Source organism: Sinobaca qinghaiensis, assembly GCF_003610495.1.
Lineage (GTDB): Bacteria > Bacillota > Bacilli > Bacillales > Marinococcaceae > Sinobaca > Sinobaca qinghaiensis.
In genome coordinates this window covers 431413-444835 of the sequence record NZ_RAPK01000008.1, presented here as the reverse complement: position 1 = coordinate 444835, position 13423 = coordinate 431413, and the positions used below count along the sequence as shown (strand labels likewise).

At 43.8% G+C, this 13423-nt stretch carries 13 protein-coding genes; 8 read left to right on the top strand and 5 right to left on the bottom strand.

Annotated elements, in window-relative coordinates:
- Positions 1-7 precede the first annotated feature (7 nt).
- From ATL39_RS09535 to ATL39_RS09515, 5 genes are all read left to right on the top strand, one after another.
- On the top strand, positions 8-202 hold the full coding sequence (locus ATL39_RS09535) for a hypothetical protein (RefSeq protein WP_120193110.1): 195 nt from the start codon (positions 8-10) through the stop codon (positions 200-202).
- A 391-nt stretch (positions 203-593) separates the two neighbouring features.
- Positions 594-2306 carry a polysaccharide deacetylase family protein gene (locus ATL39_RS09530; RefSeq protein WP_120193109.1) on the top strand — a complete coding sequence of 571 codons (1713 nt, stop codon included), beginning with the start codon at positions 594-596 and terminating at the stop codon, positions 2304-2306.
- Between the two features lie 15 nt (positions 2307-2321).
- Positions 2322-3572 (top strand): glycosyltransferase family 2 protein, encoded by a 1251-nt coding sequence (locus ATL39_RS09525; protein ID WP_120193108.1) that lies wholly within the window; start codon positions 2322-2324, stop codon positions 3570-3572.
- A gap of 30 nt (positions 3573-3602) precedes the next feature.
- The gene (gene wecB / locus ATL39_RS09520; protein ID WP_120193107.1) at positions 3603-4748 is read left to right on the top strand and encodes a non-hydrolyzing UDP-N-acetylglucosamine 2-epimerase; all 1146 of its coding nucleotides are present in this window, start codon (positions 3603-3605) and stop codon (positions 4746-4748) included.
- 15 nt (positions 4749-4763) lie between these two features.
- Positions 4764-5885, top strand: coding sequence for a hypothetical protein (locus ATL39_RS09515; protein ID WP_120193106.1), 1122 nt, complete (start codon positions 4764-4766; stop codon positions 5883-5885).
- Between the two features lie 150 nt (positions 5886-6035).
- On the opposite strand, the gene ATL39_RS09510 is transcribed toward ATL39_RS09515, so the two are convergent.
- Entirely contained in the window at positions 6036-6944 is a 909-nt protein-coding gene (locus tag ATL39_RS09510; protein WP_120193105.1) for an alpha/beta hydrolase, read from the bottom strand.
- A gap of 177 nt (positions 6945-7121) precedes the next feature.
- Here ATL39_RS09510 and ATL39_RS09505 point away from each other — a divergent pair, with 177 nt between their 5' ends.
- From ATL39_RS09505 to ATL39_RS09495, 3 genes are read left to right on the top strand one after another with little or no spacing between them, the layout of a single operon-like run.
- On the top strand, positions 7122-8630 hold the full coding sequence (locus ATL39_RS09505) for a phytoene desaturase family protein (protein ID WP_120193104.1): 1509 nt from the start codon (positions 7122-7124) through the stop codon (positions 8628-8630).
- A gap of 8 nt (positions 8631-8638) precedes the next feature.
- On the top strand, positions 8639-9709 hold the full coding sequence (locus tag ATL39_RS09500) for a glycosyltransferase family 2 protein (RefSeq protein WP_245960964.1): 1071 nt from the start codon (positions 8639-8641) through the stop codon (positions 9707-9709).
- A gap of 15 nt (positions 9710-9724) precedes the next feature.
- Positions 9725-10174 carry a glycosyl-4,4'-diaponeurosporenoate acyltransferase CrtO family protein gene (locus ATL39_RS09495; RefSeq protein ID WP_120193102.1) on the top strand — a complete coding sequence of 150 codons (450 nt, stop codon included), beginning with the start codon at positions 9725-9727 and terminating at the stop codon, positions 10172-10174.
- A 60-nt stretch (positions 10175-10234) separates the two neighbouring features.
- Here ATL39_RS09495 and ATL39_RS09490 read toward each other — a convergent pair whose 3' ends face one another.
- From ATL39_RS09490 to ATL39_RS09475, 4 genes are all read right to left on the bottom strand, one after another.
- Complete coding sequence (locus ATL39_RS09490) at positions 10235-11485, bottom strand: ABC transporter permease (protein WP_120193101.1); 1251 nt, start codon at positions 11483-11485, stop codon at positions 10235-10237.
- On the bottom strand, positions 11478-12380 hold the full coding sequence (locus tag ATL39_RS09485) for an ABC transporter ATP-binding protein (RefSeq protein WP_120193100.1): 903 nt from the start codon (positions 12378-12380) through the stop codon (positions 11478-11480). Before ATL39_RS09485 ends, ATL39_RS09490 begins: the two co-directional genes overlap by 8 nt.
- A gap of 122 nt (positions 12381-12502) precedes the next feature.
- Complete coding sequence (locus ATL39_RS09480) at positions 12503-12952, bottom strand: GNAT family N-acetyltransferase (RefSeq protein ID WP_120193099.1); 450 nt, start codon at positions 12950-12952, stop codon at positions 12503-12505.
- On the bottom strand, positions 12945-13406 hold the full coding sequence (locus ATL39_RS09475) for a hypothetical protein (protein ID WP_120193098.1): 462 nt from the start codon (positions 13404-13406) through the stop codon (positions 12945-12947). The genes ATL39_RS09480 and ATL39_RS09475 overlap by 8 nt, the downstream gene beginning before the upstream one ends.
- Positions 13407-13423 lie beyond the last annotated feature (17 nt).

Below are 13423 nucleotides of genomic sequence, written 5' to 3'. Positions count from 1 at the left end.
GAAATTAGTGCCACAAAAAAACATCAAAAAAATTGTGTTATATAATGTTCCGCTTCTTGTTCTGGCTCTCGGTGCTTTTTTTGGTCTGGACAATCTTACAGAAATTGAAACGGCTTTATCTGCACTGGTTTCCTCGATCTTTGCTGTCCTGGCTTCGTTTGGTATTTATTCAAATAATGAGCAGCTGTCGCAGAATAAATAAAAGTACCAAAAGTCCTGGTTTACGCTGATGCTGGACGCAGAGAAAACTCTCTGCGTCCGGTTTTTTATGTTTTTAACCCCACTAAAACGTTCTCTGAAGCGTAAGGCTGAAGAGTGTTTCCACTATATAACCCATCAACTAACAGTGAAACAAATTCTCTCTTGTATCCATTCAAACGAAAGAAAAAGATTTTTGTTTCACAGCAGAGGATTTATTCTTTTGGTTATTTTTAGAAAAGAATGAAATTTGAAGTAAATCAAAGGATGAGCTATTTAGTTCGTTTTAAAGAACTCATAATGCTTTATATAGTTCGACATCGGCTTTGTATTCTTTTTAAAGAACATATAAATTCTTTATTAAGAATACATTTAGAGATTTAGGGGGATGGCCGATGAAAAGAAATGGGAAACTGGTGTGGGGAGTCGTATTATTGGTACTTATGAGTGTGTTTCCGGTGAACCTGGCAGAAGCAGACGCTGGCGGAGGAAAAAAAGCAGTCATAATGTATTCTTCAGAGAACGGAAAAGTAGAGGAAAATCAAAAGGTATTGGACGGCATGATCAGCCGGTACACGACGGATATTTCCTACGTAGAAGCCAACAGTGTAGAAGCTGAAGACCTGGAAGAAGCCACGCACCTTTTTTACTACGGAAAGGTGGAGGAGCGGTTACATGAAGAAACAGTAGAGCTGTTTGCTGATTTTGATGGTGTAAAAACAATTATTGGTTATAATGCGGACCAATTAAGCTCTCAGCTTGACCATGTGGACACTTCATTACAGGAAGCAGTGGAAGGCGCCTATGAAGCTGATAATGAAGACAATGCAGTGGAATTTGAATCTCAGGCTATGTTTCCTACCGATCCCTCTGAGTCGGCAGAAATACTACTGTACGGAACCAACGAAAGTCAGGAAAACCCTCTGTTTTTTATAGAGGATGATATATATTATTACGCTGCTCCCAACTTAGATTCTATGCATGCTGTTATGTTTGCAAAGGAAATGTCTGGAATATTCAATGTAGAAAAGGAAGAGGGACATCCGGGCTATTTGAGGCTGGAAGATGTTCATCCATTAGCGGATGCAGAGCAGGTACAAGAAATAGCTGATTACCTCAAAAGCGAGAATATTCCGTACATGATAGCGGTTATTCCCATTTATACTGATCCTGAAACAGGACGGGAATATCGTTTTTCTGATAATAAAAAGCTTACCTCAGTATTACAGGAAATGCAGGACGATGGAGCCAGTATTGTTCTGCATGGATATACCCATCAGTTCAGATCAAGTGAAACAGGAGAAGGATTTGAGTTCTGGGATGTGGAAAATAATATGCCCATCTACCATGGAGAAAATGAAGAAGTGAATCCGAAAACCGAAGAAGATTTCGAAAGTCCTGAAGAGTTTGAAGCATACAATCAGGAGAATCTTGATTATGAAAGAGCTTATATAGAAGACAGAATTGAGAGCGGTATTGATGAGCTGGCGAAGTACGAGCTGTATCCACTTGCTTTTGAAGCGCCGCACTATACAATGTCCCAAAACGGATACGAAGTTTTATCAGACTATTTTTCCACCTATGTAGGACAGGTGCAGATGAGTGATGAAAACTGGGAAATTATGCGGCCGATCCCGACGGTAGGGCAGCCAACGTACCTCCATGGAATGACTTTATACCCGGAAACGATGGGATACGTACAGCCGGATGAACCAGACGCTGTTGATATGATGATGAAAAACGCTGAAGAGTATCAATTTACCGACGGAGGCGTTACTTCTGCTTTTTACCACCCTTATCTAGGCCTGGACGGGCTCATTGAAGTAGTGGAAGGCATGAAACAAATTGAAGGTATTGAATGGATTGATTTAAAAGAGACAGACAGTCAAGTAGTAACAGATAAAGTAGAAATAAGGGCAGACGGCGGTGAGATTGACGTTAATAAAGACCGTATCGCTCTTTACACGTCGGGCTTTTCTTATCCGCTCTACTTTTTAAACAATACCGTAGAAGCTATGGTTCGGCTTATTGCGATCATCGGCGGACTTGCGGTTATTATATTTTTCTTTTACATCTTCAGAAACCGTTCGCAGGCAAATAAGAGCTAAAGGGGAGGAAACCGTATGGCAGATGTATTGTTATATACTTCATTATTTATTATCTGGCTGATGTTGTTTTATCACATGTTTCTTATGCATGGGGGGTACTTGTATTCGCTGAAGCATAAGAAACTGGAAAAGGAATGGACAGATGAGCCGGTTGAGCTTCCAACAGTCAGTATACTCATTCCGGCGCATAATGAAGACGTAGTTATCGAGCAGACCATTCAGTCGATGATCGCTCTTCGGTACGATAAAACAAAGCTCGAGGTCATCGTCATTAATGACAATTCCAGTGATAACACCGGCCATATAGCAGATTTGTACGCAGCCAAGCACCCGTTCGTTAAAGTAGTTCATACGAAGCCCCCTAATATAGGAAAGGGTAAATCCGGCGCTTTAAATCAAGGATTAAAACATGCTACAGGTGAAGTGGTAGTAGTGTATGACGCAGACAACACCCCCGAACCGGACGCTGTTTATTACCTGGCTCTCGGCATCGCAAAAGATAAAAAAGCAGGCGCAGTGGTGGGTAAATTCAGGGTAACAAACGCTAAGCAGAACCTGCTGACCAGATTAATAAATGTGGAAACATTAACGTTTCAGTGGCTGGCTCAGGCAGGACGCTGGTACTGGTTTAAAATGACTACCATACCAGGCACAAACTTTGCTATCCGGCGTTCTATATTGCAGCAGCTTGGCGGATGGGACGAAAAAGCCCTGTCTGAAGATACAGAATTAAGCTTTCGCGTTTACAATCTTGGCTACTACATCCGTTTTTTCCCTTCGGCCGTCACATGGGAGCAGGAGCCGGAAACGCTCAAGGTATGGTGGAAACAGCGTACCCGCTGGGCACGGGGCAACGAATATGTAATTTTTAAATATTTGTTCTCCCCAATGAAAAATAGAACGGTTACGTTTGATCTTTTCTACTTTTTATTCACCTACATTCTTTTCTTTTCCGGGATCATTTTATCGCATGGCATTTTTGTATCGAACCTGATTTTTGATTTAGAGCTGAGTATCGGTCCTATCTCTATCGCACTGCTTATTACCGGTTTCCTGCTCTTTGTAACGGAAGCATTAATAGCATTGAGTATGGAAAAGGGACAGCTTACATTTAAGAATACTCTGGTCGTTGTGTTTATGTACTTCACTTATTCACAGCTCTGGGTAGCGCTGGTTGCCTATGCGACAGTGCTGGAAATCCGCAGGGTGGTTTTCAAGCAGGAAGTAAAATGGTACAAAACCCAGCGTTTCAAGCAGAATACGTAAACCATCCATCTAATTAAAGGAGCGGATAACATGCTGAAAGTAATGACGGTTCTGGGTACAAGGCCGGAAGGAATCAAAATGGCCCCGGTTATTCAGGCATTAAATCAGAGTACTCAATTTGAAAGTGTGTTTGTTAATACAGCCCAGCACAGAGAGATGCTCGACCAGGTGCTGGAGCTGTTTCACATTGTACCGGACTATGATTTAAATATTATGCAGAACGGGCAGTCTTTGGAGCAGCTGACAAGCCGGATCTTTTTAGGGTTATCGCCTATTATCGAACAGGAAAAACCGGATTTGGTGCTGGTTCACGGGGATACGACGACAACGTTTATAGGAGCCTACGCTTCTTTTCTAAAGCAGGTGCCGGTCGCTCACGTAGAGGCCGGGCTGCGTACAAATAATATGAAATCACCGTTTCCGGAAGAGGGAAACCGGCAGCTGGTGGGTCGAATTGCAGATTATCATTTCTCTGCCACGGCTGCCAACAGAGAAAATCTGCTTCAGGAAAATGTGCAGAATGAAAAAATCGCTGTAGTCGGCAATACAGTAATTGATGCGCTGCTGACGGTAGCTAATAAGCCATATACTTTTCCGGAACATCTGGAACCTATTTTCCAATCAGGGAAAAAGACCATTCTATTAACGACACACCGCCGGGAAAACCTTGAAGAGCTACAGCATGTCTACAAAGCAATAAATCGTCTGGTAACGGAAAACGACGATATTCAAATCGTTTTTCCGGTACACAAAAATCCGGTCATCCGAAAAAAAGTAACAGAAACAATAGAAGATACTTCCAGGGTACACCTTATTGAGCCGTTGGATTATGAAAACTTTGTTCACGTTATGAAGCATTCCTATCTGGTTATTACAGATTCAGGAGGGATTCAGGAAGAGGCACCCGCATTAGGAAAACCCGTTCTCGTAGCCCGTAATACGACAGAGCGGCCGGAAGGGGTGGAAGCCGGCACGCTGAAGCTGGTAGGGACATCGGAGGACATGATTTATAAGGAGGCTTCTCAGCTTCTTAATGATCCGCAGGCGTATCATGAAATGAGTCAAATTAAAAACCCATTCGGAAATGGAGAGAGTGCTCAGGCGATTCTACAGCAGATTCAAGAATGGAAGGCGCCCGCCCTCAACTCCAAGCAGAAATCAGAGTCTATCACCTAAAGGAGTGGGGAGTGGTTGAAAATGCTGGTAGTTATTCTAATCATTGCGGCTTTAGTGGGAACAGGCATTTATTTTTATTATTCCTCTTCTTCCCCGCCCCCGCCTCCCTCAGAAGAGGTAGTGGATAGTAAATATCCCGTATCCGGATTCATTCAGACCTGGATGCTGAACGACAACGGTACCGTGGCTACCTATATTCAGGACGGCGATGTAGAAGATTCGGATGAGGTAAAGGGAAGAGAATCGTTGTCGGAAACGTTGGGGCTGTGGATGGATTTTGCTCTCAAAGAAAATGATGAAGAGCTTTTTCATAAAGGATTCGAACAGCTGCAGACTTATTTTTTAGAAGAGGATGGATTTGTTCACTGGAAAATACAGGAGAATGGGAACAAGATGGAAACAACAAATGCGCTGGTAGATGATATTAGACTGGTGGAGGTTCTTTACAAAGGATTTGATAGATGGGACAAAGCGGAATACCAGGAGACTGCCCAGCGTATTGCTTCATATACGACCGAATATAATTTAAATGAAAACGTATTGACCGATTTTTATGAAACGAATGACGAATATGCAAGCGATGTGATTACGCTGTCCTATATTGATATGCAGGCTCTCCGCCGCATGCGGGATGAAAGGGTACTGGATCAGCAGATCTATGACAACATGGAGCGGATATTAGAAGAGGCACCTTTACGAAATGGGTTTTTTCCGAAAGGCTATAATGTGGAAGAAACAGAGTACGAATATGATGAAAGTGTCAACATCGTTGACCAGTCGCTGGTAGCGTTATACAGAGCTCAGAGTGGTGGGCAGACTAGTGATTTTCTTGCCTTTATTCGTAAAGAAATGGACGATCATGGGCAGGTGTTCGGACAGTATGATATAGAAACCAAAGAAGAAAACGTAGAATACGAGTCTCCGGCTATTTACGGCCTGCTTGTCATGTACTGCTTAGCTGAAGGCGAAGAAGAATTGGCAATGGATATATTTGATCGTCTAAAAGTACACCAGAACAGTGGAAACAATGATCAATATGCAGGAGGCTATTCGGTGTACGATGATGATACCCATGTTTTTGACAACCTGCTGCCACTGCTGGCAGAACAGCAGCTTCGTCAAAAAAAGCTGATCTAACATAATGCGTATAATTGTCTTTACATTACTAAGTCTTCAGAAGATATTGCTGCAGCCGATATATGTAAAAGCAGGTTAAAACAAACATATTGTTTTAACCTGCTTTTTTACATGCGCTCTATCATTTTCGATAAAAAAGAGTCCCGTATTTTAGGAGGGACGATGGGTTTTAAAGAAGGAAGAGGGATAAAAACCGCGGTGCAGTTCTGATGCTATAATATTCCAGGCTGCAGCGGCCTCTTTTTCAGGACCGGTATTCATGAACGTATGGGTGCAGTCTTTGAATAGTTCATAGCGTACCTGCACTTTGGCTCTTTTCAGCTTGTCAGAATAGCGTTCTATTTCAGGGCGGAAAGCATCATTTTCACCCGAAACGATTAGTGCAGGAGCCAGTCCGCTTACATCAGCTGCCAGAACCGGGGAGGCAAGCGGATTGGATGCCTGCTCTATTGTTGGTACATAGCAGGCATTTAAAAAGCCGGCTGCCTGTGGGTATTTTGCCCGCAGCGGATCCGGTTCGGGTTTGTCAGCATGAGGAGTAACAAAATCCAGCATTGGTACAGACAACACTTGAAGCAGAGGTTGTTTCTCCCGACGTTTTTTGAGCAGCAGGCATAATGCCGCAGCAAGATTGCCGCCGGAGCTTTGGCCTCCCACCGCTATTTTGCGGGTATCTATGCCCAAAGCAGAGCCATTGCGGCGAAGCCATTGAATAACCTGATAACATTCTTCGAGTGCACCAGGGAACGGGGTTTCGGGTGCCTTGCTGTAATTGACGTTTACCACGACAGTCCGGGCGTGGTTTGCCAGATACCGGCAGTATGGGTCATCCATGTCTTTGTTATTCATAATAAAGGCTCCGCCGTGCAGGTTAATGTATGCAGGCAGCGGTTCATTGATCGATAACAAAGGATAATAAAAGGAAAGGTGAATGGTTCGCTCTTCTACCTCCAATAATACTTCCTTCACTTCACGGACGGTTTCAAAGTCTATCATTGACCTGCCTGAAGCTTTGTCAGGAATAGCGCGGATTATGTTTGCAGCAATTAATTTCAGCATAGAAAGGCCTCATTTCTTTTTTTACTTATACCCTTCCTTTTTGAAATATAATCGAAACAAGGGATATAGAGAGTAATTTCCAGTTGAAAAGGGTATATTAGAGGGAGTAAAATGTTCTGTTACCGCTTCCTTTTTATAAAGGAAATAATCCAATTTACCATAAAGGAGCCTGTCATTATGCCCGAAAATGTAACTGTTATCGGCGGAGGACTTGCAGGTATGGCATCTGCGATTCGTTTAGCCGGAGAAGATTATAACGTAACGATTATCGAAAAAGGAGAACGTCTCGGTGGAAAACTCAATCAGCGGACGGGAAAGGGGTATATTTTTGATACCGGTCCATCTATTTTGACTCTCCCCTGGGTGCTCGAAGAACTGTTTGAAGCAGTCGGCAAGGACGTTCATGATTATTTGGATATCCAGCGCATTGAACCGGGCTGGAGGACGTTTTTTGAAGATGGAACCACAATTGATTTAACGAGTGACCTCCCTAAAATGCTGGAAGAATTGAAAAAAGTGTCGGAAGATGATGCCTCCCGCTTTTTTGAATATCTGGATTACTGCCATAAAATGTATGACTTAAGCATGAAGTCTTTCTACCGTGACAGCATTTCAGGTGTATCAGATCTGCGAGCCAATCACTCTCTTAAGGAAATGTGGGCCATGGATCCATTCCACTCCTTGAATCAGACCACAGAGCGGTTCTTTAAGGATAAACACCTGCAGCAGATGTTTAATTTTCTAATTATGTATATCGGTTCTTCGCCTTATGACGCTCCTGCCATGTTGTCACAGATGACGCATGTCCAGCTGGGCGTTGGAGTTTTCTATGTGCAGGGCGGCATGTACAAAATTGCAGAAGCTATGGAAAGCGTGCTTGAGGAACTGGGCGTAGAGATACGTCTGGAGACAGAAGTGGAAAAAGTAGTAACGAAAAAGAAACAGGTGAAAGAAGTACATTTAGCCGGCGGCGATGTTCTGACTCCAGATCTTGTTGTGTCCAACCTGGAGGTTATTCCATTTTATGAACATCTGCTGGAAAGCAAAAAGCTCCGCAAAAAAGCATTGGCTGACCGCAAAAAGTTTGAGCCTACAGTATCCGGGCTTGTACTGCTGCTCGGCGTAGACAGCAACTATGATAAGCTAGGTCATCATAATTTCTTCTTTTCCGAGGATCAGGAAAAAGAATTTCAACAGGTCTTTAAAGAAAAGAAACCGGCTGACGATCCTACAGTATACGTAGGTATTTCGTCGAAAAGCGATTCGTCCCAGGCTCCTCCAGGCAAAGAAAACATGTTTGTCCTGACGCACGTACCCGCGCTGCAAAAAGGTGAAGACTGGAATAAAAACTTTTCCGGCTATCGTGACGTAGTACTTTCCAAGCTCGAACGTATGGGAATGACAGGTTTGCGTGATCGGATTGAGTATGAATACACATTCACGCCGAATGACATTGAATCTCTCTACGGCTCCAACGGCGGCTCTATTTACGGAGTAGTGACAGACCGCAAGCTGAACGGCGGCTTTAAAATGGATACAAAGAGCAGCGTAGTAGATAACCTGTACTTTGTAGGAGGTGCTACTCATCCAGGAGGCGGTGTGCCAATGGTAACGCTGTCCGGACACATGGCAGCCAACGCTATTCTGGAAAAGCACGGAAGCCCCAAAAAAGCTGTAAAATCCTGAGGTGAGTAATGATGTGGTTTCTTGTAACAGCAGTACTGGCGACCCTTCTGCTTTTTTGGCAGAGGGTCTCTTTTCCTATCGTGCCGGTCAAAGAAACCGGCACCTATTCTATTATTATTCCAGCACGTGATGAAGAAAAAAATCTGAAACGGCTGCTGCCTTCTCTATTGGCGGTTCCCAATGACAAGCGGGAAGTAATCGTCGTCGATGATGATTCCAGTGATGGAACAAAAGAGACGGCTGCCTCATTCGGGGTAAAAGTCATCAGTACTCCGCCCCTTCCTAAAGGATGGATGGGGAAATCCTGGGCTTGTTTTCAGGGAGCCCGTCAGGCAGGCGGAGATACACTTTGTTTTTTAGATGCGGACACCTGGTTCTCAGAGGACGGTCCGGACCGTATGATTCGATACTTAGAACAACCGGAAGCAGCCTCCTTTGTGACAGTACATCCTTTTCATTTTATGTATTCTTTTTGGGAAAAACTGTCGGCAGTCTTTCATCTGGTCGTGTTTGCCTCCTCTGGAATTACCCACATTTTCGCAAAGCAGAGCTGGGCTCAGGGAGGCTTTGGACCCTGTCTTCTAATAAAACGGGAGATGTATTGGGAAATGGGCGGCCACGAATGTATTAAAAGCGAGATCGTAGAACATTTGGCTTTTGCCCGGAAAGCACAGCATCAGGGAATAGAGACCCGTGCTTTCAGCGGCAGAGGGGTACTGAATATGAGAATGTATGAAGCAAGGCTTATAGATGTAGTGCAGGGGTGGTCTAAAAGCTTCGCCTCTGGAGCAAAAACTGCTTCTTTATGGCTGACTGCAGCAAACGTGATATGGATTACTGCGGTAGTTTCTTTTTTCGTAAACAGTCCTGAAGCCGGATGGTGGAGCCTGGCCGGCTATTTGGCCATAGCGTTATGGCTTTATAAAACGCTTCGGGATATTGGGAATTTCCGGTGGTTTGATGCGCTTTTATTTCCGGTATATTTTGTCTTTTTTGTTTGTATATTCATGTATTCGCTGCTTAAAACATTTTTCTTTAAAAAAGCGACATGGAAAGGCCGTAACATTGCAGGGAAGTAGAGAGGGGGCATCTGAATGATTTGGATAAATGCAGCCGCGTGGCTGTTTATCCATGTGAGCATCAGCACCATTGTTTATTTGCTGCCCCCGTCTTTTATCGCTTCTTTTTCCTGTCTGTATACCATTCGGAATTGGGAAAATGACGGAAAAATATACGATATATTTAAAATCAAAAAATGGAAGCATCGTCTGCCGGAAGCGGGTTCCTGGACCAAAATGGGAATTGCGAAAAGCACCCTGCGGCTGCGGAATGCTGATGACTTAGCGGTATTTAAACGGGAGGCAAGCCGCTCGGAGCTTTCGCACTGGCTGCAGATTCTTCCGGCACCCTTGTTTTTTCTATTCAATGATCCGTTGTCCGGCTGGTTTATCATGCTCTATGCCTTCAGCTTTAACATGCCCTTTATTATGATTCAACGCTATAATCGGGGACGACTGCAGCGCTGGGAGAAAAAATATTCATAAATCGCACACATACAGCACGAACAAAACCGGGAGCAGGTCCGCTCCCGGTTTTATTGTGCGTTATTTTTCTTTTTTGGAAATAGTAAATGCCTGCTTCATGCCATTTTTAATAGAGAACTTACCGTACATCAGCACGCCGCCCTTATACACTCTGGCTGCGAGCATATTAATAAGCACTGCGCTGATAGTAAGAATAACAATAATTAAAATGATCTCCCATGTCGGCACTGAGGTCATACCGATTCTTAGGAAAAGCAGCTGCGGCGTGAAAAATGGAATATACGATAAGATGTGAATGATTGTCGCATCCGGGGCGTTCAGGCCGAAGATAGCTATAAAAAATGCAATCATAGCTACATAAATGAGCGGCTGAATCGCCTGGTTCACCTCTTCTGCGCGACTGACGAGTGCTCCAAGCATGGCAGCAATGCCCCCATACAGAAAATAGCCGAGCACAATAAAAAGCAGGGCATATAAAAGCAGGGACACTTCAATCGCTTCACTAAACAACCCTTCAAGTATATTATCACCGCTGATGGCATCACCAATAAAGGCGGCGGCTGCCAGAACGGCTACATTTAAAAGGCCTACAATACCGATGCCGACAAGCTTTCCAAACATCTGTGTAATGGGATTAACGCTGGAAACAATCAGTTCCATCACCCTGGAGGATTTTTCGGTAGCTACTTCCGTTGCAATCATCGAACCAAACATTATCACCAGCAGATAAATGGCAAAAACAAGGGCGTATACCATCCAATAGGCTTGATTGTGTGCCTCTTCCGTCTGAACTTCGGCGCCTTCCGTAAGAGGCTGTTCAGAAAAAGATACCGGTGCATATATAGTGGCGAGCTGCTGCTCATCGAGATTCAGTTCGTTGGTCACAAATCCCTCTTTAATACGCTGTACGTCCTGGTTGATTTCCTGTCCATCCTGAAAATCACTTTCGCTGCCATATAGGACAGCGTCCAGTTCAGCAGGTTCTCCGGCGAGAGTCAGTACAAAAGCATATTCCTCTTCTTCTGCTGAGGCGAGCGCTTCTTCTTCTGTACCGGAATAATTTTCATAGGCAAAAGAACTTTCTTCGTAGGAAGCAAGCGCTTCTCCCATACTTTCTTCTTCTGATGTATTATCAAGAACCGCTACATTCTGCTGCTCCCGGTCCTCTTCTCCGGAAAAAGAAGATAATACGCCGGCAGCATTCATTAACCCTATAACGAGAATAAGTGTAACAAGGCTGGACCAGAAAAAAGACTTGGAACGGACACGTTTAGTCATTGTATGAGCAACAGTAATCCAAAAATTATTCATCGTGTTCTACACCTGCCTTATCAATAAATATGTCGTGCAGGCTGGGCTGTTCTACTTCGAATTTACGAACAAATCCTTTTTCGGCAATTCGCTGAAAGACAGGTTCTGCGATTGTCTCATCCTTTACCCGAAGTACGGCTCCGTCTTTATTCTGCTGCAGATCCAGGACTCCGGACACTTCCTGGAGAAAATTCAAGTTATAGTCTGCCTGGACCGTTATGTTTTTTACGCCGTACGATCTTTTTATGTCCCGCAGGTTGCCCTGCAGAACAGCGCTGCCGCGTTTGAGCATAATTAAATCTTCACACATCTCTTCTACGTTTTTCATCTGGTGGCTTGAAAAAACAATAGTTGTACCCTGTTTTTGTATGTGCTCCACGGCCTGCTTCAGCATGTCGGTGTTCACGGGATCAAGTCCGCTGAAGGGCTCATCTAAAATTAAAAGCTCAGGTTTATGTAAAACTGCTGCAATAAACTGGATTTTCTGCTGATTTCCTTTGGAAAGCTCTTCAATTTTTTTGTTTTCATATTCCGGTACCTGGAACGTTTCAAGCCACTCCTGCAGAGCTGGAACGATACTGGTTTTTTTCATTCCTTTCAGCCGCATTAAGTAAATGATCTGTTCCTTCACTGTCAGCTTAGGGTATAGACCTCTCTCTTCCGGCAGGTACCCAATTAAACTGGTACGTTTGTAGGAAAGAGGGCGCCCGTCCCAGGTTACAGAGCCTGAAGTAGGGTCAAGCAGCCCAAGAATCATGCGGAATGTGGTCGTTTTACCGGCTCCATTTGCACCAAGCATGCCAAACATGCTTCCTTTTTCTACAGTTAATGATACTCCGTCTACTGCCTGGTGAGAACCGAATCGTTTGGTTACATTGTCAATAACGAGCGTCAATGGACATACCTCCTGATAGTAGTAATGGGAACTTTTTAAAACATTCCGATCTTCTTTTACTATGATGGAAAGCGGAAACAATATCAATTCTTTTAGTATATTATTATATACAGTAGAAAATTTTATACTTCTTTAGCAAGTCTGATCATATCCCTGCACTGCACGCCATTCTCGTAAATCGGTTCCTCGTAATGTTCAACAAAGAAATTGGAAATACGGCCGGTAATATGAAATCCCATCGCCTGGTAAAAAGTGAGCTGATGAATACTGGCATCGGCTGTACCAATAAGAAGACGCGAAACCGGGAGATTTTCCGCCCGGGAAAAAGCATCCAGCAAAAGAGCTTTCCCCAGGCCCTGCCGCTGATATTTTTCTAAAACGGCAATGTTTGCAATTTCGGAGGCATCTGCTTCTACAGGGACGAGTATATACGCTCCAACAATTTGATCGTGTTTTTCCATTACGAAGCAAACGCCCTTGTCCAAATAGGACTGCACCATTTTATCAGAAGGATCGGCCGAAAGCAGCAGGGACATAGGAGGGTCTTCCATAGAGGTTAATGGTCTAATCATGGTTAGTATCTCCTTTTCTTTTTACCCAGGTACCGTCTTCAAGCTCGTAGCCTTTGTCTTTCATTCGGATAATATAATAAATAAACGAAGAAAGAGCACTGCCGGCCAACAGGGAACCCTGCACTATTATGTCTCTTAAAGGAAAATTAAAAGAATAGTAAACAAAGAGAAAAGCTCCTGTATAAGCTAAAATTGAAACCAGTATATCTGGTTTAAGGTTAAAGTCTTTGTCTGCCTGGGATAAAGATTCTTCAGTAGTTTTCTTCAGGCGGGTTTCTGCATAAATAATGATCCCTATAAAGGGAAACAGTCCGCCCATATATCCGTAGATCAGTCCCTGCACAGGGTCGTCGATAATATACTCGACAAAAGAAGCGGCTCCCAGATACAGTACCACAAGAAAGAGAAACCCAAATCTCAGCTGCCATTTAGATGGATCAAACCTTTTTCTCATAAAGACACCTCGCTACA

Bases quoted from the DNA above. Each gene is read 5' to 3' on its own strand.
- ATL39_RS09530 (WP_120193109.1), top strand. From the start codon at position 594: ATGAAAAGAAATGGGAAACTGGTGTGGGGAGTCGTATTATTGGTACTT.
- ATL39_RS09525 (WP_120193108.1), top strand. From the start codon at position 2,322: ATGGCAGATGTATTGTTATATACTTCATTATTTATTATCTGGCTGATG.
- wecB (WP_120193107.1), top strand. From the start codon at position 3,603: ATGCTGAAAGTAATGACGGTTCTGGGTACAAGGCCGGAAGGAATCAAA.
- ATL39_RS09510 (WP_120193105.1), bottom strand. From the start codon at position 6,944: ATGCTGAAATTAATTGCTGCAAACATAATCCGCGCTATTCCTGACAAA.
- ATL39_RS09505 (WP_120193104.1), top strand. From the start codon at position 7,122: ATGCCCGAAAATGTAACTGTTATCGGCGGAGGACTTGCAGGTATGGCA.
- ATL39_RS09500 (WP_245960964.1), top strand. From the start codon at position 8,639: ATGATGTGGTTTCTTGTAACAGCAGTACTGGCGACCCTTCTGCTTTTT.
- ATL39_RS09495 (WP_120193102.1), top strand. From the start codon at position 9,725: ATGATTTGGATAAATGCAGCCGCGTGGCTGTTTATCCATGTGAGCATC.
- ATL39_RS09490 (WP_120193101.1), bottom strand. From the start codon at position 11,485: ATGAATAATTTTTGGATTACTGTTGCTCATACAATGACTAAACGTGTC.
- ATL39_RS09480 (WP_120193099.1), bottom strand. From the start codon at position 12,952: ATGATTAGACCATTAACCTCTATGGAAGACCCTCCTATGTCCCTGCTG.
- ATL39_RS09475 (WP_120193098.1), bottom strand. From the start codon at position 13,406: ATGAGAAAAAGGTTTGATCCATCTAAATGGCAGCTGAGATTTGGGTTT.